Here is an 18,856-nt window from a genome sequence, read left to right on the forward strand (position 1 = left end):
GGAAAATCATCTGAGTATGTATATCGCGATTGTCTTGCTGTTCACCGTCGTTGTCCTTGCCGCTGCCATTACACAAATCGGATATCTGCAAATTACAAGGATGAGAGTAAAGAACGATCTCAAGCTGTTCAATGTTCTGGAAAAAGCCGGACTATACAGCAGAAAGCAATATGAGTCGCTTCAGAAGAACGAAGTGGTTATCACGAGTTTTGACGGATTGAAGCTGTGCGGCGCAGCCATTGAGAACAATCCCGGCTCCAAGCATTGGATGCTTCTCGCTCACGGCTATACCGGATCACGAGCCGTATCCACTCAATTCATCGATTTGTTCACAGAAGAGGGCTACAATGTACTCCTCATCGATCAACGCCGGCATGGACGAAGCGAAGGACGTTATACTACCTACGGCTATTATGAGAAACACGATGTGCAAGCGTGGGTACGCTGGCTTATTCGGCAGTATGGCCAGGATGTGGCCATCGGGCTGCATGGTCAATCACTGGGAGGCGGAACCGTACTTGAATATTTGTCCATTGCCGAGCCGCAGGTTAAACTTGTCATCGCCGATTGCCCGTATTCCGATTTGACGGATTTAATGCGGCATCAGCTTACGCGCATTAACAAAATCCCTTCGGTGCCGTTCCTGACTTGGGTCAACGCCAGAATTCAGCGCAAAGCCGGGTTCAGCCTCGATCAAGTCAGTCCGATCCGTGCTGTTCGGAACAGCACACTGCCGGTTATGTTTATCCATGGCACCAAGGATAATTACGTGCCTACCCGAATGAGTATCGACATGTTCGAGGCTAAACCGGACCCGAAAAAACTTCTTCTTATCGAAGGCGCTATCCATGCGACCGCTTATCATGTTGATCCCAAGTTATATCGGGAAAGCGTGCACTCTTTCCTTCGTGAACATATAGATCAACCCGTGAGAGCACCGCAGGCGGAAGCTGAACGCGTATCACAGCCGGAAGCGGAAGCTGCCCCTGTACCCCATCCTTTCCAACTGGAGTTGGACGGCTCTCTTGAAACGATATAGTCCGCTGGCTCTAACCCTTTCTTATCTCTTCAAAAAAGCCCCCGCCTGCACGCATAAGAACCAGCGTGGGTCGGGGGCTTCTTCTAATGTTATGCCGTTATCTACTTACGCCATGGAGTCTGCCTTCTTCGGATTCACCGGTTTAAGCACTTCATCACAAAGCTCCTTAAGCCTGCTCTGGATTTCCTTGAACTCCTCGATTCCGGCTCCCGTGAGGCTGTATCCTTCACCGTGCGCCGTCAGGAAGTTCTCCTCGGTCAATCGTTCGAGCTCATGCTTAACCTCCCTATCGCCAACCTTATATCCATGGCGCTCCAGCTCGGGCTGCATCTCGCTGATCGTAAGGTCCCGCTCATGGGCGTGATAGAGCATATGAATACCGATAAACAAATTCTGTACGTCTGCCCGCATTAAGGTTCTCTCCCTCCACCTGATTAAATTGATACCTAGTCATGTCATACATTACCCTTGCGTCTGGGAGAGGAATCAGCCGGATTCACTAGGGGCTTTTCTTCCTGTGGCTTGTCCCTTGACGAATATCATATACTTATACTAAGGTGATTGAACCAACGCGAATAAAGGAAGGGCGGTATCCACATGTTTCAAAACACACCTTATGAAGGCACCAAGAGCGAGCAATACGCCCAGGTCCTGAACCAGTTAAAAGCACTTATACACGATGAGCCCAATGCCATTGCCAATTTGTCCAATGCCTCGGCGCTGCTCAAGCAGTTTCTGTCCGATACAAATTGGGTCGGCTTTTATCTCTATGATGGTAAAGAACTGGTGCTCGGACCGTTCCAAGGACTGCCCGCTTGCATCCGGATTCCGATGAATCGTGGCGTTTGCGGCACGGCTGCGGCTCAACAGACGACACTGCTTGTTGCTGATGTACATGAATTCCCCGGGCACATTGCCTGTGATGCAGCTTCGAACAGCGAGATTGTCATTCCGATGATGGTGGATGGCGCATTGTATGGCGTTCTCGATATCGATAGTCCGCTGAAGAACCGTTTCGACCAGGAGGATCAAGCTTATCTGGAGGAGTTTGTCCATATATTGGAAGGTCAGCTCACTTTATAATCAGGATGTTTTTATGTATTCTTCCGTACACTAACCAAGGATTTGAAACCACAATTCTTAGGAGGAATACAAGCTATGTATCAAATGAATAACAACAACTCTCAGATTTCGCAGCAAATTCGTCAGTGCGAGCAAATTCTTCAGCAGTTGACCCAGCAAACGCAGCAGGGTTCGGCTATGTACCAGCAGCTGATGCAGCAAGAGCAGCAAAATGCTGCCCGCCTGGAGGAGCTCGCTCAGCGTGAGCGCCAAGCGGCACAGATGATCCAGTCTGCCCTTCAAGGCCATCAACAGGCGATGCAGCAGTATCAGCAAATCTCCCAAATCGTTAGACAAGTCGAGAATTCCGTGCAAGCTCACAACCAAACACAGCACATTCAGCCTTCGTTTGGCCAACAGGGTTTTCCTAACACACATCAAGGCCAAGGCTTCCAATAAGAATGTCAAAAGGGGTATCTCATAGGTCGATAAGACCTGCGAGATACCCCTTCTATCGTTATCTACTTCTTCTCTTTTGTTATCTACTTCTTCTCTTTTGTTATCTACTATTTCTCTTCACTTACTCTGAATTCGATCTCAGCTTGTATCTTATACCTCTTTGGCTCTTCCCCGTTCGAATCGCCCTGGTCCGCGCCGTGCGATTGTGAATCCATCACGAAATCCGCAGATCCATAGACGACGTAGTTCCCATCCGGAAAGCCGTCCTTCAGGGAACGGATGAAATCTTTGAACCTCTTGTCGTCACTGCTGTCGTAACCACCGCCGATTTTATAATATTCGCGAAGGGGCTCGCCCTTTTTCAGCGTGGTTGTAATATAGGGCTCATTCATGGCATAACTGATGTTGTAGTCCCTTGTGAGCTCTTTCATCGGGAAATAAAAGGCGGAAGCCGCATGGCCGATCGTAACCTCATCCAACTCGCCGACATACTCCAGTTCCGCGTATACTCGAACCTGATCTCCATGCTCGTACTGCTCCTTCTCGCTAACGAGGCGATACACGAAGTCGCCGTCAGGAACTTCCGCATGATGTCCCCTGGCAGCTATATTCAATGGAGGATCAGACGGAGCCGCCCCTAGCATCTCCTGCTTCACACAACCTGTTAGCATCATCAATATCAAAACAAACCCCATATAAAGGTATCTTTTCATCTTCATTTTCACCTCAACTTCCAGACGAATGGACTGTGAGCAATGTTGCATATAAATGCAAAAAAGCCGCATCCAAAACCCCTCAGATTTGCGAAGTTTTGGATCGGCTTATCATCAAATTGTTCTATTAATGGCAGCCCTGAGTTGTGATAACCACAGGACTGCATCGAATTTCAAGACTCGTAAATGTTCTTTACCCTTCCCACCTGTCCATCTTGAAGGCGTACTTTAATGCCATGCGGATGGTTCGGGGAATTGGTCAGAATATCCTTGACCACGCCGCGGGTTAATTTGCCCGTTCGCTGATCCTGCTTCAATACGATATCAACCTCAAGTCCCGGTTTGATATTGGAACGCTGCCCACCGTTCATCGCCGTCCCTCCTGTCCATTTCTTGATGCTGTCCATTCTCTATTGTCCACCTTACTGAAATCAAGGTTGAAAAGCAAATTCCAAACAACAAAGGACTGCCCGTTAAAAGATCATTCAGATCTTCGAATCGGACAGTCCTTCTATCTCATTCTAAGTACGGGTACATACCCAATGAAAAATTATGATGCTCTACAGGACGCTTCCGCCATGCATGAAGCGATTTTTCCAGGAATCACCGAAGGTACCTACAAGGACACCACCGGATTGTTTTGAGTACGTATGCAGCAGCTTATTGTCTCCCAAATAAATAGCTACATGGGTGATCCGCTGTTTGGACTTGTCCAATCCGGCATAAGCGGATGCCGATGAACCTCTGTAACTCATAAAGAATACGAGATCCCCGCGTTTTAATTGATTCACGTTATAAACAGCTGTGCCTTTGTCCTTGACGTATTGCCCTTGCGCACGGGAATCGCTTGGCAGCGTAATGTTAGCGCCGTCCATAAAAGCGCGGCGGACAAAGGCCGAGCAGTCAAAGGTTTTCGTTGAATTGCGGTTAGAACCGAATTCATAAGGCGTGCCCAGATACTTCATACCTGCACTGATTACTTTTTCAACGCTGGCATTGGCAGAGGGCCCGGTACTTCCTGAATTGCCGGAATTACTGCCGGAATTGTTAGAAGAGCCATTACTTTGGTTAATATATTTAGACGAAGCATAACCTTGCTTGCCGCTCGAAGTTTTGATCTTATACCAGCCTGAGCTGCTGCCCAGAATTTGAACGCGGTCACCTTTATACACACGGTCCAATACTTTACCCGAAGTCGAAGGCTGATTGCGCATATACACATTCGAGGCTGCTACACCATTGGTTACTGATTGCACGCTGGCAGCTGCCACTTCATTCACAGACCCATATCCGTAAGAACCAAGAACAGCTGCTGATAGAAGCGCCCCGGCCATCAATTGTTTAAAGCTTTTTTTCGAGAAAATAATGATCTCCCCCATCTCGTTAGATTGTGGAATGACGAAATTGTCATTTTCGTGATCCCGCAATCATTATAGACAGGCCATGTCTCGGGACGCATGCTACCATCCTCACAAAAACGCATGCCAACTATTGGTAAAGAGGGGGACTATAGTCTCTTTTTATGCTTAAATTTAGTATAAATAGATTATTATAGAAATAACACATGCCAAAATAACCCAACCAGCCCGGTATAACAAACGCCGGAATTCTCTGTTGGGTCTTTCTACTTACCATATATACGTATATACGTATTTTTTCTTACTATTGTTGCATGAGAGAATATATTTCGAGCCTTCCTAACAGCTTAAAAAGCCTGTCCAGACGGGTGTCCCCATCTGACAGACTTTAGTTTATCGTACATCCTAAATTTCATTCCACTACATTTTTGTAAACTTTTGACCTTATGGCCTCTTGGAATAGAGCGGATACCCAGGGTTTTCCGGTACGTCAATGAGGATAACCCTGACATTGTCTTGCGCCTTAAGGCTTAGCGTCTCGCCCAGCTTTGTATCCATTACCATAAAGTCCCGCTGACGAAATAGAAGACTTTCCTCTTCGGTACAAAAGCTGCCAGCTCCTCTTACGGCAAGCACAGCCGCTCTCCTGCCGGACTTCAGTTCATACTGAGCTTCGTTACCAGCCAGAATCTGAATATCCAGCATCCTCACATCTACGGATAAATCGGTTGGTGCAGAACCGCCAATCATCGTTTTGACCAGTCCACCCTGTATGCGGGTTACCGGGAAGGAGTCCGGTCGATACTGACGACAGGCAGGGTTCTGTTTCAATGAATCACGAAGATACGGCTCGAACCAAATCTGAAATCCTTCTGCATCCGGTCCAGTCAGACGTTCCTCGTGTGTTAGCCCGGAACCGGCCCTCATCAATTGCAGGCCTCCAGGCCCCAACTCACTGTGCGTGCCATGAGAATCCTTATGAACGCCCTTTCCCTGAATCATATAAGTCACGATTTCAAAACCTTGATGGGGATGAGGTGCGATATAACCTTCGACGGGCGAACGGAACCAGGACCAATAGAATAGTGGCCCCACCCGGGTCACGGCAGACCCTTCTCCGGAGAAACCGATCGGCTTCTGCTCCGTTATCCTTCCTCCATCGAGAGAGCCCGTGCTCTGATTCTCGGGTGGATATACATTTCCTATCATGTCCAGTCTCCTCCTTTCACCCATCCATGATGGACCTTGAACAGGTGCTGCATTGATTATCTCGGCTTTAAGATAGTATCAACGATAACAGAATATATATCAACATCCTTAAATTCCCTTATTGCGAATGCATATTTGCGAATCACTTTTCAGTTTATTTTCAGTTCACGTTCAGTCTTCATTCAGCTAGAGCACGTATGATAAAGTTGAAGGAATGAGATAAGGGGAGTTTTGTGCTATGGAATCAATGCATCGTATTCGCGTTTTGCTAGTGGATGACGAGCCGCATATCCTGCAGTTTCTGGAGCTTGGTCTCCAAAATGAAGGGTTTGAGGTGCGAACGGCCCCGGGTGGGGAACGTGCGATAATGGAAGCAAGCCGCTTCGAGCCGCATATCATCGTACTGGATGTGATGATGCCGGGGATGGACGGACTTTCGGTATGCAGACGGTTGAAGGAGGAGGGCCGGGATATCGCGATCATTATGCTTACCGCCAAGGACGAGATTGATGACCGTGTGAAGGGCCTCATGATCGGAGCGGATGATTACATGGCCAAGCCTTTCAGTTTCGAAGAGCTGCTTGCCCGAATTCAAGCAAGGCTGCGCAATCAGTTCCCGAGCCTGTTGGGTGAAATTCGGCTTGGCCCATTCACCATCGATGACCGGAAGAAGGAAATTGCATACCAGGGGGAGGCCCTTGAGCTGTCGCCCACGGAGTATAAACTGCTTAAACTGCTTGTGACCAAACACGGCAGCGTTTTGAGTAAACCGAATATTTTGAATATTGTGTGGGATTATGACTTTGGCGGAGAGGATAACATCGTTGAGGTTTATATCCGATCCCTGCGCGAGAAGCTCGGCGATAAAGAACACCGGGTCATTCGCACGCTTCGCGGAACCGGCTACCGGGTGGATTTGCCATGAGTTTGCGAAACCGTACGCGTTCATCCGGGCCTATGTCTCTACGTACGCAGCTCCTGTCACGATCCCTCATCGTCTTGGCGGTTCTGCTCGTGCTGATCGGCGCATTGCAATATGTGTTAATGAAAAATGCCCTGTTCCGTAATCAAGCCGAGGCGCTTTCCCTTCAGGCTCGCTCGATCCCCGTGGAGTTATGGGAGCCTGATCGGGAGCCTCATAACCGGCCTGCAGGGCGAAATAACGCAGCCCTTCCGGAAAATCCGCGTAAGGGGGACAGACCTATGTTTTTTTTGCCAAATATGTCGCTTGCCAAGATCGAAACCGACGGAAGCTACATCGACCTGGCCGCAGACAATGGTCTGTCCGCACCACAGCTGACAACAGAGGCTTATTCAGCGATTCTGGAGAAATTTCAGGAGCGTCAGCCTATTCCGTATGAAGTAATCGACAATGCCGAGGGCACCGAGCAGATCATTGTCTTTCGCCCTTACGGCAATCCGAGCAGCCCCTCAGGTGTGCTGCAGCTTGGATTGGATACGCAGCCGCTGCATGCCGTTCTGCTGCGGCAACTGCTGATTTTTGCCGTACTGGCGGTACTTGCCATGGCTGCGGGGGTTGCACTGTACCTGCCTTTGCTGCGCCGGACGCTCCACCCGCTGAACCGAATGGTCGAAACGGTAGAGCGCACAGACGCTGGAAACTTGGCGGAGCGTTTTCCTGCCGTGCAGGGTCAGCGAGAGATTGACCGCTTGGCCGAATCGTTTAACGGCATGCTGGAAAGACTCGAAGATGCGTTTGAAACGGAACGCGAAGCCAAAGAGCAGATGCGGAGGTTTATTGCCGATGCTTCCCATGAGCTGCGAACGCCGCTCACTTCCATTCACGGCTTTCTGGAGGTGCTTAGCCGCGGCGCTGCCGACAACCCGGAGCAGCTGCATGCTGCACTATCCAGCATGCACGGGGAATCCAGGCGCATGAAGAAATTGGTCGAGGATTTGCTTCTGTTAGCCAAGCTTGACCGCAAGCCGGAGCTCCATCTGCAGGAAACCCGGCTGGATCAGCTGCTGCTTGAGATGGAGCCCCATCTGAGGATGATTGCCTATGGCAGGAGTGTAACGATTCAAGCGATACCGGTACTGTGCCGGTGTGACCCCGATAAGATCAAACAGGTCATCTACAACCTGTTTCATAATGCGGTACAGCATACTGACTCTGCCACAGGGCGGATTACCGTAACGGTTAATAAAACCAAAGACCAAGCCGTACTGCTGGTTGGCGATAATGGAGCCGGGATTCCGGAGGATCATCTGCCCTATCTGTTCGAGCGGTTCTACCGCATCGATGAATCCCGGACCAGACAGCATGGGGGTGCGGGCCTTGGATTATCCATTACCCAATCCATCATTGCCGCACATGGCGGTCAGATGAGTGTGGACAGCACGGTCAACCAAGGAACGGTTTTTCGTGCCGAGTGGCCGGGTATCATTCAGTCCTTAGCCTGAAACCCCCTTCACAAGCTCTGGCGGGACCACCGCCAACGACGAGAACATCGGCCGTCAGTTTGAGTTCGTCATTTGCACGCAATCGATGATTCCCCCTCCTTGGTTGCTAAATAATATGAGATCATAACAACAAAAAAAGAGATCATATGAAGGATGCTCATGATCTCCAGTAGACTGGTCGATTGAATTTATCATAGTTATTCGATTGGAATTATCAAGTATATCGTCAGCAGATGGCACAAGCGTCAAGTCATTTTTTAGGAGAAATCACGATGTGCGCAAGGCATAACTTCCCAACGCTCTCCCTAATGTCCCACTGTCTTTGCTAACGTATTTTTTTCTTATATCCTGACAATTTGGTACAATACAGTCGGTACTAGAAGAATGTAAAATGAAGGGACTATGATCGATATGTTCAAAATCTTTATTGTCGAAGACGATACCGGGCTGGTCAACCTGCTGAAAGAGTATCTTCATAAATTCGGTTACATGACGCAGTCCGTTCATGATTTCGAGACGGTACGCGATCAATTTGAATCGTATGACCCCCACCTTGTGCTTCTGGATATCAATCTGCCAAAATACGACGGCTATTACTGGTGTCGCCAGTTCCGAAGTCTCTCCACCTGCCCGATCATCTTCATCTCCGCCCGCGACGGGAAAATGGATCAGGTGATGGCGCTGGAGAACGGTGCCGATGATTACATAACCAAACCCTTTGACTACGAGATTGCCATGGCCAAAATCAAGAGCCAGCTCCGGCGTGCCTACGGCTCTTATGCTGTCGCTCAGAATGAGCGCGTGCTCAGCGCTGCTGGACTCACGCTCGACGTTGAACGTCTCTCCCTGTCGCTTGGGCAGAACCAGACGGAGCTCAGCCATACTGAAGCCAAAATATTGGACGAGTTGATGAAGAAGCCCGAGCAGATCATCAGCAGGGACCGGCTTCTGGAGAAAATATGGGATGATCAGGCCTTCGTGGACGATAATACGCTGAACGTATACATCACCCGCGTCCGCAAGAAACTTGCTGCCCTCGGGATCGAGGATGGCCTTCAAACCGTGCGCGGTCGCGGCTATCGACTGGTACCGAACTGGGGGGATGAAGCATGAGGTTATTTCTGCAAGAACAGCGTCCCTTAATGATTGTCTACATAGCCCAGCTTCTCGTAATAACACTCATTTACAGACTGGATGGCTATCGCAATTTGATGGTTAGTCTGTACGCAGGCATCATCAGCTTGCTGCTGCTTCTCGGCTATCTGGCCTTCCGATTTATTGCCAACCGTTCATTCTATAAACGATTAGAACAGCCGCTCACGGGAGAATCCCTCACCGGCGAATCCTCAGCAGAATCCTCCCATACTCCGCTCGCCGAAGCGCTTCATCTACTGCTGAAAACCCAGTTCCGCCATTACACCACGGATCTGCATAACTATAAGCATAAGATTGAAGGCCATCTTCAGTTCATCAACCAATGGGCCCACCAGATGAAAACGCCGATTTCGGTCATTCACCTGATCCTTCAGGATGACGATGATCCCCGTTTTGCCGCGATCGGCGACGAGCTGGATCGACTCAAAAAAGGGCTTGATCTGGTGCTGTACACCGCCAGGCTTGATACGTTCGAGCATGACTTTCACGTGGAGAAGCTGCCGCTTCAGCGAATCGTCCGTCATGTCACTTCCGAGCAAAAGCGTCTGTTTATCCGGCGGAGAATTTACCCGTCCATCCGGATCGATTCCGGACTAACGGTGGCCACGGACGAGAAATGGCTCTCTTTTGCGCTGACACAGCTGCTGACCAATGCGGTTCGGTATACGCTGAAGGAACAAGGCACCCTCTTTTTTAACGGCTACACCCGGGAGAATCAAGTTGTGCTTGAAATCCGGGATGAAGGCATCGGCATTCCCCAAAGCGACCTGCCGCGAGTGTTCGACCCCTATTTTACCGGAGAGAACGGGCGCAGGTTCCAAGAATCTACAGGCATGGGGCTGTTTCTTGTCAAACAAATATGCGATAAGCTTGGACATGCCTTGGAGATCGAATCCAAGGTCGATGAAGGAACGGCGGTCCGCATCATTTTTGCAGATTCTTCAGGCCACACTGCACAATAAAGTTCAACGGCAGGCAGGGCAGCTACTTTTTGCCCATTCGGAAACGATGGCAGCGGCAGTCCCCTGATCTACGGCAGCAAAAGAAACCTTACAAGGTTGTAAGGTAACTGTAAGTTACGAATATAGCATGAACGCGAACGAATCTTTTACAATGATATCATCGTTATAAAGGAGTGAAGATATGCCCATCCTGAGCGTCAAGCATCTATCCAAAATCTATGAGGGCAAAGTGGCGTTCCAAGCGCTGAACCATATTCACTTCAACGTCGCCAAAGGCGAATTCGTTGGCATTATGGGACCTTCCGGCAGCGGAAAAACGACGCTCCTCAATCTGATTGCCACCATCGATCAGCCCACGGCCGGGGAAGTGATCATAGGCGGACGCAATCCCCATCTGCTCAACAGGAGCGATACCGCTCTGTTCCGGCGCAGGGAGCTGGGCTTCGTCTTCCAGCACTTCAACCTGCTGGATACGCTGACCGTTGAGGAAAACATCGTTCTTCCGCTGACGCTGGAGGGCATGGCGCTGGACGAAATGGGCAGCCGGCTGAACCGGATCGCAGACCGGCTCGGCATCGGATCCATTCTGCACAAACACACCTATGAGATTTCCGGCGGGCAGATGCAGCGCACCGCCATCGCCAGGGCGCTCATTCAGGAGCCCTCCCTGATTCTCGCTGACGAGCCCACCGGAAACCTGGACTCCAAAGCCTCCAAAGAGGTGATGCAGACGCTTTCGGCTTCGAGCAAAGAGGCTGCCGCAACGATTCTCATGGTCACTCATGATCCGGTGGCAGCCAGCTACTGTGACCGCGTCTTGTTCATCAAGGACGGTCAACTATATAATGAAATGTATTGCGGTGACAACCGCCAAGCCTTTTTCCAGAAAATCATCGACATGCTGGCTTTACTGGGAGGAGGCAGTCATGACCTTTCGACAATTCGCTTTTAGGAATGTCCTGAGGAATAAGCGGACCTATGCGGCCTATTTCTTAAGCAGCGCATTCTCCGTCATGATTTTCTTTGTGTGCGCGCTGTTCCTGTTCCATCCTTCGATAGCGGACGAGATGTTCTATCCGGTTGTTATCCAGGCGATGCTCGGCGCCGAGCTGATCATGTATGTATTCTCGTTTTTCTTCGTGCTGTATTCCGTTGGTGCCTTTCTGAAGACGCGCAAGCGCGAGTTCGGCATTCTGTTCATGCATGGCATGACGGATCGCCAGTTTAACAAGATGGTGTTTCTCGAAAATATGATCATCGGCGTAAGCGCCATTGCTACAGGCATCCTATTCGGCATCATTACAGGCAAGCTATTTTTGATGGCAGGCTCGGCCTTTCTTGGAATCCCGCCCCTGCCGTTTCGAATACCCCTGCGTGCGCTTGGACTGACGGTTGCAAGTTATGTGCTGCTGTTTATCATTATCTCGCTGTGCACCTCTAGGCTGCTGCGTCCTAAAGCGTTGATCGACCTGTTTCAGTCCGGACAGCGCCCGAAAACCGCGCCCAGGACATCGCCCTGGTTATCCATATTGGCAGCCGTGCTTCTGGTGGTCAGCTACAGCTTGGCGGCCACGACAAGCGCGTCGACCCTCGCGCTGCGCATATTTCCGGTTACCTTCATGACGATGATTGGCACCTATCTGTTGTATACGCAGTTAGGAGTTGCTCTCGTGCGGAGGTTGAAGCAGAGCCGCCGGTTAGCCTGGAGAAGGACCAAGCTGATCTCGCTATCCAGCCTGCATTACCGGCTTAGGGATCATGCACAGATGTTCTCGATGGTGACAATCGTGCTGGCTGTTTCCTTTTGCTCGGTAGGCGTATTTGCCTCCATCCCGGTGCTCACGAAGCAATTCAACGAGGATTTCCCTGCCGCCATCGGCTATCTTGCCAAAACGGGAGACACCTCCGAGAAACAGCATTTACATGAAATCAGACAGGAGCTTGAGTCGAAAAAAATACCGTTTGAAACGCTATCGTTTCGCGTGAAATATACGGAAGTTGAGCCGGCTTCCGCACAGGTCGGGCAGTTACTAAATCCGTTGGCACTGATCTCCTTCTCCGACTATAAGGCGGCGGTTCTGATGTCGGGACTGCCCTTTGATGAACAGCCGCTGAGCGGTGAGGATGCACTTGTCCTGATTGCTTCGCAAAATGACAGGGCTTATATCCGCGAGCGGGAGCACGCTTCATACCGACTCTATGATTCCGGAATCCTCCTGCATGAAATCGGTTATTCCGATCATGTCGGCGTGCCGGAATACTTGCTGCCGGAAATGGACGACGATTCCCGCTTCGGTGGGCTTGTGGTCAGTGACGAAGCCTTCGCCGCCATCACGAATCCGGTCCGGCTAGAGCGGTACACCGGCTTCTATGTGGATGATTTCACAGAGACGGAGGGCATCGTCCCCCATCTGGCTCCACGCGGGGCCGTGCGTTATGAGATGGGTCAGCCTTATGCGTTGGCGGTCAGCGGCACGCTGTTTGCCCTTCGGGACAGCCTGTACAATATGCTGCTCTTCGCGGCACTGCTTGTGGGCACAGTGTTTTTTATCGCGGCAGGAAGCTTCCTGTACTTCCGCCTCTATGCCGATCTGGATTATGACCGCAGGCATTATGCCACAATATCCCGGCTTGGAATGACCGATAAGGAGTTCCGGCGGATCGTCACCGGACAGCTGGCACTGCTGTTTTTTGTACCGATCAGCCTTGCGATTGTGCACAGCATCTTTGCCTTTGTCGCGCTGCAGAGCTACTTCTATTTATCCATTGCGGCTGAAATGGGCATCGTGCTGATCAGCTTCCTGATGATGCAGGTCCTGTATTTCTTCTTTATCCGCAGTCAATATCTGCGCAAGCTGAAGCAGACCCTTATATAAAGGATGAAATCAGCATCCTTATCTTTGAAAGAGGTGTAACTTTTGGAAAACTGGATTACGGATATGATGGAGCAGTTCGGCTATATCGGCATCCTGCTGATGATTGCCCTGGAAAACGTGTTTCCTCCGATCCCCTCCGAAGTCATTCTTACCTTCGGCGGATTCATGACCACCTACACGAAACTGACGGTGCCTGGCGTTATCATTGCCGCTACGATCGGATCTGTCGTCGGTGCTGTTATTCTGTACGGGATTGGTCGCCTGCTCGATGTCGAGCGGCTTGAAAAAATCGTGGATCGCTGGGGGCATATCCTCCGTGTCAAAAAAGAAGACATCCGCAAGGCGGATGCGTGGTTTGATAAATACGGTTACTGGACCGTGCTGTTCTGCCGCATGATTCCGCTGATCCGAAGCTTGATCTCCATCCCGGCGGGGATGTCCAACATGAAGTTCGGTATGTTCCTCCTCTTCACGACCATCGGTACCCTGATCTGGAATATTATTCTGGTATGCGTGGGAGCCGCTGTCGGCGATTCATGGGAAAAAATCGTGGCCTTCATGGACGTCTATTCCAATATCGCTTATGCTGTAATAGCTGTGGCCGTGATTGCGTTTCTGTTCTTTTTCTTCCGCAAGCGGAGAAAGTCAGCTTAAAAGTCCGCTTTTGACACCGACATTTCATGCCATTCATCATTCATAGCATTACATTTCACATTTTTTTGAAAGGGAGAGACTGTGGGTCATGGATTTTTTAACCATCCTCAAAGCAATTATTCTGGGTATCGTCGAAGGACTGACCGAGTTCGCTCCTGTATCCTCTACCGGTCATATGATCATCGTTGATGATATGTGGCTGAAATCCGAGGAGTTTTTGACGAAATACGTAGCCAACACCTTCAAGGTTGTCATTCAGCTGGGCTCCATTCTCGCCGTCCTCGTTGTGTTTAAGGACCGCTTCCTGGATCTTTTGGGACTCAAGCGCAAAAAGCCTGAAGCCGGCGTACCCGCGGGTACAGGCAGACTGAAGCTCAGCCAGGTGATCGTCGGTTTGATTCCGGCCGGTGTTCTGGGCGTCTTGTTCGAAGACTTCATTGACGAGCATTTATTTTCTACCGAAACGGTGCTGATCGGACTTGTGATCGGGGCCATCTTCATGATCGTTGCCGATAAAGTCAGCTCGAAAAAAGAGCCGAACGTGGTCACTGTCGACCAAATAACGTACAGACAGGCATTCAGCGTCGGATTGATTCAGTGTCTGTCGCTCTGGCCAGGCTTTTCCCGCTCCGGTTCCACCATTTCCGGAGGCGTCATGCTCGGTATGAGTCACCGCGCGGCGGCGGACTTTACCTTCATTATGGCGGTGCCGATCATGTTCGGAGCCAGCTTACTATCGCTGCTGAAGAACTGGGAATACTTCACGCTGGAGGCTCTTCCGTTCTTCATCGCCGGCTTCGTGGCCGCCTTCGTCTTCGCCTTGATCTCCATCCGCTTCTTCCTGAAGCTGATTAACCGGATCAAGCTGGTGCCGTTTGCGATCTACCGGATCGTGCTCGCTGCTATTATTGCGTTGGTGCTTTATTTGTAAAACCGTTCTACAAGTACCGTTTACAATCCTAGAGGTGCTCGGGCACGTATAAAGGGGCTGTCCCTAAGTCATCTTTCATGACTTTTGGGACAGCCCCGTTTTATTAAAAGTGCGCGGATGGCTATGGTATTAACAGACTATATCATAACAAATCTTTCCTCTATGCTTCTTTTGTTATAGAACTTCGTTTACCTCATCAGAGAACCATTTCGCGATGATTTGCGGCCTTGTTATGGCGCTGCCTACAACCACACAATGAGCCCCCATTTTGATCGCTTGTGCAGCCTGCTCCGGTGTGTTGAAGTTGCCTTCTGCAATGACTGGTTTCTTACACTGCTTAATCAGTTCTTCCAGCACGGTGAACTTCTCCACATGCTGAGACTGCGGTGTATAACCAATAAGTGTCGTTCCAATGTAGTGGAACCCCAATCGATCTGCTCGCAACCCCTCTTCCGTGGTGGAGATATCCGCCATGAACTTCTGCGAAGGGTATTTTGTAAAGATCGATTGCAGGAATGCCTCATCCTGATCCATCGTTGCTTGCACAGCAATAATTTCAACCCCCGTGCCAACAAGCGCATCCACTTCGGTCATGGTCGCTGTAATGAACGATTGCATACCCGGGTATTCTTTTTTGATAATGCCAATAATGGGCAACTCCACTTGCTTCTTAATCTCTTCGATGTCTTCAACGCTATTAGCACGAATCCCCACCGCACCGGATTCGGCAGCCGCAATGGCCATACGCCCCATAATAAATGAACTATGCAACGGTTCGCCTGGCAAAGCCTGACATGATACAATTAATCCTCGATTCACAATATGTTCCCTCCATACCCTATCCTGTTTTATTCTTCACCAATAGTCTCATTTATCTTTTGTTTAATTAAGTCGGCTTTGGCGCCAAATACAGCCTGAATCCCGCCTTTTACTTCCAATACTGCGGTAGCACCCAGTTCTTTAATTGTATCCTTATCTACCTTCGATACATCTTTGACGGCAACACGAAGTCTTGTAATACATGCATCGACGTCTTCCAGGTTCTCCTTGCCGCCAAGCGCACTCAGCACTTTCATCGCGGTATCTCCAATACTGTCCTTGGATTCAACCGATACGCTCTCCCCATCACTTTCACGTCCAGGTGTCGCCACATTGAATTTCGTAATTAAGAAGCGGAACACAAGGTAATAGATGATCGCCCAGAAGAGCCCGATAATGATGACATAGATCCAATTCGTCCTGGCATTCCCCTGCAGAACCCCGAAGAGCAAGAAGTCGATGGCCCCGCCAGAGAAGGTATTCCCGATACGAACGGATAACATATCCGCGATCATAAAGGATAGACCGTCCAGAGCCGCATGAATCACATATAACCAAGGAGCGACGAATAAGAACATAAACTCAATCGGCTCCGTAATCCCTGTCAGGAACGATGTCAGCGCAGCACTAAAGAATAAACCAAACACAAGTTTGCGACGGTTCTTCGGTACGCAATGATACATCGCAAGGCATGCCGCAGGAAGACCAAACATCATCGTAGCAAAACGCCCTGCAAAAAAACGGGTTCCTTCGGAGAACATTCCAACATGATTCGGATCAGCCAGTTCGGCAAAAAAGATTTTCTGCGCACCCACCACTTGCTGACCTGCAACCGTGGCGACACCGCCCAGCTCTGTGAACCAGAACATCGGATAAATCATATGGTGTAGACCGACAGCACCTGTAAGACGAAGCAAGAATCCGTATAAATAGGTTCCGAAATATCCCATGCCGGCAATAGCAGTTCCTGCCGCTACCAGCCAGCCTTGAAACGTAGGCCAGATTAAGAAGAAGATCCCGCCTACAAAAATAGCACTAAACGATGAGACGATCGGAATAAACCGCGAGCCCCCAAAAAATCCTAGAAAGGAAGGTAATTGAATCCCCCGGTATCGATTATTCAAATAAGTAACCAGGATACCAATGACAATAGCCCCTACAACCCCGGTGTCAATGGATTCAACGCTTGGATTGAATACCGTGATCATTGCACCAATCGATGCATTCATAACTAGGAACGAGACGGCTGCTGCCAGTGCGGCAGTACCTTTATCTTTTTTCGCTAATCCCACGGCAAGACCAATACACATGATTAGCGCTAAGTTGGTAAACACAACGTTGCCGGCTGCTGACATAATTTGAAAAATAGCTTGTAAAAACGGCGTATTCAGAATCGGATATGCCGCAATCGTATTCGCATTCGATAAGGATCCGCCAATCCCAAGCAGCAAACCCGCAGCAGGTAGGATTGCAATCGGTAACATAAATGACTTACCAAGCTTTTGCAACTGTTTAAACATGGATTTTCCTCCTATTAGATCAAGCATTGTACTTCCATCGCGATATGTCGATTCTACATCATGAAATTATTTTAGTAAATATAATTTTATTAAAATAATTTTATTATTACCCAGCAATTAAATCCATGACAACCCTTAGTATGAACAACTCACCAATAAAAAAACCTGTGCCCCTCCAGTAGACGATAAATACGTCAACTTCTGAGGTTCACAGGTACGATGAATGCTTTATTGGTAATCCATTCGATTATGTTCAAGAATCGTATTAACTGTAATTTGCATCCGTCTATTAAAATCCGCATCCGCGAGTAAGATCATACATAAAATATCGATCGCATACATGACGGAAAATTGACTATTTACAAACCTTTCTTTATCAACAAACAATGTATTGGAGACCAGGATACAAGAGTCCACTTGTTGCGCCAGCGTACTCTCGGAGAAGCTGGTCAGACAGATGACTTTGCACCCATTACTCTTTGCAATTCTGGTTGCGTCGACAATGACAGATGTTTCCCCTGAACTGGAAATCGCAATAACGAAATCATTCTCATTCACTATCGAACTGTTGATCAGCATTAAATGCGAATCCGTAATACTCTGCACATTGAAGCCCATACGCAGCAAACGAAGCATCATTTCCTTCGCTGAGAGTCCCGAGCTTCCGATCCCGTATATGAAAATCCGTGCTGCGCTCTTAATCGCTTCAGCAAGCCGATGCAAATATGTAATGTCCAGTAATTGATTCGAACGCTCAATGACCGTCTGATAGAATTTAGATACTTGAATGAGAATATTGTCCTCCACCGAAGGAGCCGTCGCAGTACGCAGCCTGCCCAACTGAACCTTTAATTCAGCAAAATTATTGCAACCAATCTTCTTGCAGAAATGCGTGATTGTCCCATTCGAGACACCAACATGGTTCGCGAGCACAGATATATTCATGTTATTAATCGATTGACCTTCTTGAAGAATATAATTCGCTACCAACTGTTCTTTCTTCGAGAAACTCGGATATAACTGCTGAATAACCATATAGATATCCATTGAATCCACCACCGCCATTTGGGAATTATAACAAAAAAAGCATACGGATTCAATATTATTGCTATGGACCTGAATGCTCGTGAATAAGGGACTTCGAGGAGCAGCTTACTACAGTTGGTCCTTCGAATAATAGCGCACCTTTTTGCCGTGCCGGTTGGCGTAGTCGATTTCGGCCCGGGTGCTCTCTCCGATATATCCGTTCATATCGATCACAAAGATCTCGTCCGACATATCGATTTTGCGGAAGTGCAGCTCTTTGAGCCTGCTCTCTTGCTCCTCCGTGATCTCGATCCCATCGCTTTGCTCAAAAAAACCGACACTAAGAACGATATGCCCGCTTAACGTAAGCGCAGCTTCGACTTCCCGAAATTGCGCTTTAAACTTGGTCGAGCCACAAAGTGTAATTACCAGCATGTTCAAGTCTCCTTCAATATCACGTTTTCGGTTTTTAACAAAATACTCTTTTTTGCCAACATAAAAAGCCCCTCCGAATGCAAGAATCGAAGAGGCTTGTGTAACCATAACGATGCTAATCCGTTATCCGGTGTCAGAGGGAAAGCCCCCCTGCCGGAAGGAAGCTAAAGCTTCGCCTATAGCATCGTTAACTGTACGGCCATCATTGTCGCGA

At 49.1% G+C, this 18,856-nt stretch carries 20 protein-coding genes; 11 read left to right on the top strand and 9 right to left on the bottom strand.

Annotated features, from left to right (window positions below):
• Window positions 1-16 precede the first annotated feature (16 nt).
• Window positions 17-1,039, top strand: a complete 1,023-nt coding sequence (locus tag J7E85_RS19045; RefSeq protein WP_215160454.1) for an alpha/beta hydrolase — start codon at window positions 17-19, stop codon at window positions 1,037-1,039.
• 105 nt (window positions 1,040-1,144) lie between these two features.
• Here J7E85_RS19045 and J7E85_RS19050 read toward each other — a convergent pair whose 3' ends face one another.
• The gene (locus J7E85_RS19050) at window positions 1,145-1,450 is read right to left on the bottom strand and encodes a hypothetical protein (protein ID WP_071221900.1); all 306 of its coding nucleotides are present in this window, start codon (window positions 1,448-1,450) and stop codon (window positions 1,145-1,147) included.
• A 186-nt stretch (window positions 1,451-1,636) separates the two neighbouring features.
• Between J7E85_RS19050 and J7E85_RS19055 the strand changes: the two genes are divergently transcribed.
• Together J7E85_RS19055 and J7E85_RS19060 are read left to right on the top strand one after the other, a co-directional pair.
• Window positions 1,637-2,122, top strand: coding sequence for a GAF domain-containing protein (locus J7E85_RS19055; RefSeq protein WP_215160456.1), 486 nt, complete (start codon window positions 1,637-1,639; stop codon window positions 2,120-2,122).
• 75 nt (window positions 2,123-2,197) lie between these two features.
• On the top strand, window positions 2,198-2,560 hold the full coding sequence (locus J7E85_RS19060; protein WP_098741910.1) for an AMP-dependent synthetase and ligase: 363 nt from the start codon (window positions 2,198-2,200) through the stop codon (window positions 2,558-2,560).
• A 107-nt stretch (window positions 2,561-2,667) separates the two neighbouring features.
• On the opposite strand, the gene J7E85_RS19065 is transcribed toward J7E85_RS19060, so the two are convergent.
• The 4 genes from J7E85_RS19065 to J7E85_RS19080 form a co-directional block, all read right to left on the bottom strand.
• The gene (locus tag J7E85_RS19065) at window positions 2,668-3,273 is read right to left on the bottom strand and encodes a hypothetical protein (RefSeq protein ID WP_251035840.1); all 606 of its coding nucleotides are present in this window, start codon (window positions 3,271-3,273) and stop codon (window positions 2,668-2,670) included.
• A gap of 173 nt (window positions 3,274-3,446) precedes the next feature.
• Window positions 3,447-3,644 carry a YwbE family protein gene (locus J7E85_RS19070; RefSeq protein ID WP_053490029.1) on the bottom strand — a complete coding sequence of 66 codons (198 nt, stop codon included), beginning with the start codon at window positions 3,642-3,644 and terminating at the stop codon, window positions 3,447-3,449.
• Between the two features lie 189 nt (window positions 3,645-3,833).
• Window positions 3,834-4,700, bottom strand: coding sequence for a C40 family peptidase (locus tag J7E85_RS19075; RefSeq protein ID WP_251035841.1), 867 nt, complete (start codon window positions 4,698-4,700; stop codon window positions 3,834-3,836).
• Between the two features lie 375 nt (window positions 4,701-5,075).
• Complete coding sequence (locus tag J7E85_RS19080) at window positions 5,076-5,840, bottom strand: pirin family protein (protein ID WP_215160457.1); 765 nt, start codon at window positions 5,838-5,840, stop codon at window positions 5,076-5,078.
• A 238-nt stretch (window positions 5,841-6,078) separates the two neighbouring features.
• On the opposite strand from J7E85_RS19080, the gene J7E85_RS19085 reads away from it, so the two are divergent.
• From J7E85_RS19085 to J7E85_RS19120, 8 genes are all read left to right on the top strand, one after another.
• Window positions 6,079-6,765 carry a response regulator transcription factor gene (locus J7E85_RS19085; protein WP_215160459.1) on the top strand — a complete coding sequence of 229 codons (687 nt, stop codon included), beginning with the start codon at window positions 6,079-6,081 and terminating at the stop codon, window positions 6,763-6,765.
• A complete protein-coding gene (locus J7E85_RS19090; RefSeq protein WP_215160462.1) occupies window positions 6,762-8,264 on the top strand; it encodes a sensor histidine kinase in 1,503 nt (500 codons plus the stop codon). The genes J7E85_RS19085 and J7E85_RS19090 overlap by 4 nt, the downstream gene beginning before the upstream one ends.
• Window positions 8,265-8,675: 411 nt before the next feature.
• Entirely contained in the window at window positions 8,676-9,377 is a 702-nt protein-coding gene (locus tag J7E85_RS19095) for a response regulator transcription factor (RefSeq protein ID WP_215160464.1), read from the top strand.
• Window positions 9,374-10,381 carry a HAMP domain-containing histidine kinase gene (locus J7E85_RS19100; RefSeq protein WP_215160466.1) on the top strand — a complete coding sequence of 336 codons (1,008 nt, stop codon included), beginning with the start codon at window positions 9,374-9,376 and terminating at the stop codon, window positions 10,379-10,381. The genes J7E85_RS19095 and J7E85_RS19100 overlap by 4 nt, the downstream gene beginning before the upstream one ends.
• A gap of 181 nt (window positions 10,382-10,562) precedes the next feature.
• Complete coding sequence (locus J7E85_RS19105) at window positions 10,563-11,333, top strand: ABC transporter ATP-binding protein (RefSeq protein WP_215160468.1); 771 nt, start codon at window positions 10,563-10,565, stop codon at window positions 11,331-11,333.
• On the top strand, window positions 11,308-13,257 hold the full coding sequence (locus J7E85_RS19110) for an ABC transporter permease (protein WP_215160470.1): 1,950 nt from the start codon (window positions 11,308-11,310) through the stop codon (window positions 13,255-13,257). The genes J7E85_RS19105 and J7E85_RS19110 overlap by 26 nt, the downstream gene beginning before the upstream one ends.
• A gap of 42 nt (window positions 13,258-13,299) precedes the next feature.
• Window positions 13,300-13,911 carry a DedA family protein gene (locus tag J7E85_RS19115; protein ID WP_215160472.1) on the top strand — a complete coding sequence of 204 codons (612 nt, stop codon included), beginning with the start codon at window positions 13,300-13,302 and terminating at the stop codon, window positions 13,909-13,911.
• A gap of 88 nt (window positions 13,912-13,999) precedes the next feature.
• Window positions 14,000-14,842 carry an undecaprenyl-diphosphate phosphatase gene (locus J7E85_RS19120; RefSeq protein WP_215160474.1) on the top strand — a complete coding sequence of 281 codons (843 nt, stop codon included), beginning with the start codon at window positions 14,000-14,002 and terminating at the stop codon, window positions 14,840-14,842.
• Window positions 14,843-15,016: 174 nt separating this feature from the next.
• Here J7E85_RS19120 and J7E85_RS19125 read toward each other — a convergent pair whose 3' ends face one another.
• The 4 genes from J7E85_RS19125 to J7E85_RS19140 form a co-directional block, all read right to left on the bottom strand.
• On the bottom strand, window positions 15,017-15,661 hold the full coding sequence (locus J7E85_RS19125) for an N-acetylmannosamine-6-phosphate 2-epimerase (protein ID WP_215160476.1): 645 nt from the start codon (window positions 15,659-15,661) through the stop codon (window positions 15,017-15,019).
• 29 nt (window positions 15,662-15,690) lie between these two features.
• Window positions 15,691-17,181, bottom strand: coding sequence for a PTS transporter subunit EIIC (locus J7E85_RS19130; RefSeq protein WP_076325939.1), 1,491 nt, complete (start codon window positions 17,179-17,181; stop codon window positions 15,691-15,693).
• 228 nt (window positions 17,182-17,409) lie between these two features.
• Window positions 17,410-18,228 (bottom strand): MurR/RpiR family transcriptional regulator, encoded by an 819-nt coding sequence (locus tag J7E85_RS19135; protein ID WP_251035842.1) that lies wholly within the window; start codon window positions 18,226-18,228, stop codon window positions 17,410-17,412.
• Between the two features lie 108 nt (window positions 18,229-18,336).
• The gene (locus J7E85_RS19140; protein WP_215160479.1) at window positions 18,337-18,642 is read right to left on the bottom strand and encodes a hypothetical protein; all 306 of its coding nucleotides are present in this window, start codon (window positions 18,640-18,642) and stop codon (window positions 18,337-18,339) included.
• Between the last annotated feature and the right edge of the window lie 214 nt (window positions 18,643-18,856).

Source organism: Paenibacillus sp. ISL-20, from assembly GCF_018613005.1.
In the GTDB taxonomy this organism is placed as follows: Bacteria; Bacillota; Bacilli; order Paenibacillales; family Paenibacillaceae; genus Paenibacillus_AQ.

What these genes read in the sequence shown, in the direction of transcription:
- J7E85_RS19130 (WP_076325939.1), bottom strand. Translation starts at nt 17,181, where the DNA reads ATGTTTAAACAGTTGCAAAAGCTTGGTAAGTCATTTATGTTACCGATT.
- J7E85_RS19135 (WP_251035842.1), bottom strand. Translation starts at nt 18,228, where the DNA reads ATGGATATCTATATGGTTATTCAGCAGTTATATCCGAGTTTCTCGAAG.
- J7E85_RS19100 (WP_215160466.1), top strand. Translation starts at nt 9,374, where the DNA reads ATGAGGTTATTTCTGCAAGAACAGCGTCCCTTAATGATTGTCTACATA.
- J7E85_RS19050 (WP_071221900.1), bottom strand. Translation starts at nt 1,450, where the DNA reads ATGCGGGCAGACGTACAGAATTTGTTTATCGGTATTCATATGCTCTAT.
- J7E85_RS19120 (WP_215160474.1), top strand. Translation starts at nt 14,000, where the DNA reads ATGGATTTTTTAACCATCCTCAAAGCAATTATTCTGGGTATCGTCGAA.
- J7E85_RS19065 (WP_251035840.1), bottom strand. Translation starts at nt 3,273, where the DNA reads ATGAAAAGATACCTTTATATGGGGTTTGTTTTGATATTGATGATGCTA.
- J7E85_RS19110 (WP_215160470.1), top strand. Translation starts at nt 11,308, where the DNA reads ATGACCTTTCGACAATTCGCTTTTAGGAATGTCCTGAGGAATAAGCGG.
- J7E85_RS19140 (WP_215160479.1), bottom strand. Translation starts at nt 18,642, where the DNA reads ATGCTGGTAATTACACTTTGTGGCTCGACCAAGTTTAAAGCGCAATTT.
- J7E85_RS19095 (WP_215160464.1), top strand. Translation starts at nt 8,676, where the DNA reads ATGTTCAAAATCTTTATTGTCGAAGACGATACCGGGCTGGTCAACCTG.
- J7E85_RS19060 (WP_098741910.1), top strand. Translation starts at nt 2,198, where the DNA reads ATGTATCAAATGAATAACAACAACTCTCAGATTTCGCAGCAAATTCGT.
- J7E85_RS19090 (WP_215160462.1), top strand. Translation starts at nt 6,762, where the DNA reads ATGAGTTTGCGAAACCGTACGCGTTCATCCGGGCCTATGTCTCTACGT.
- J7E85_RS19080 (WP_215160457.1), bottom strand. Translation starts at nt 5,840, where the DNA reads ATGATAGGAAATGTATATCCACCCGAGAATCAGAGCACGGGCTCTCTC.
- J7E85_RS19105 (WP_215160468.1), top strand. Translation starts at nt 10,563, where the DNA reads ATGCCCATCCTGAGCGTCAAGCATCTATCCAAAATCTATGAGGGCAAA.
- J7E85_RS19070 (WP_053490029.1), bottom strand. Translation starts at nt 3,644, where the DNA reads ATGAACGGTGGGCAGCGTTCCAATATCAAACCGGGACTTGAGGTTGAT.
- J7E85_RS19045 (WP_215160454.1), top strand. Translation starts at nt 17, where the DNA reads ATGTATATCGCGATTGTCTTGCTGTTCACCGTCGTTGTCCTTGCCGCT.
- J7E85_RS19055 (WP_215160456.1), top strand. Translation starts at nt 1,637, where the DNA reads ATGTTTCAAAACACACCTTATGAAGGCACCAAGAGCGAGCAATACGCC.
- J7E85_RS19085 (WP_215160459.1), top strand. Translation starts at nt 6,079, where the DNA reads ATGGAATCAATGCATCGTATTCGCGTTTTGCTAGTGGATGACGAGCCG.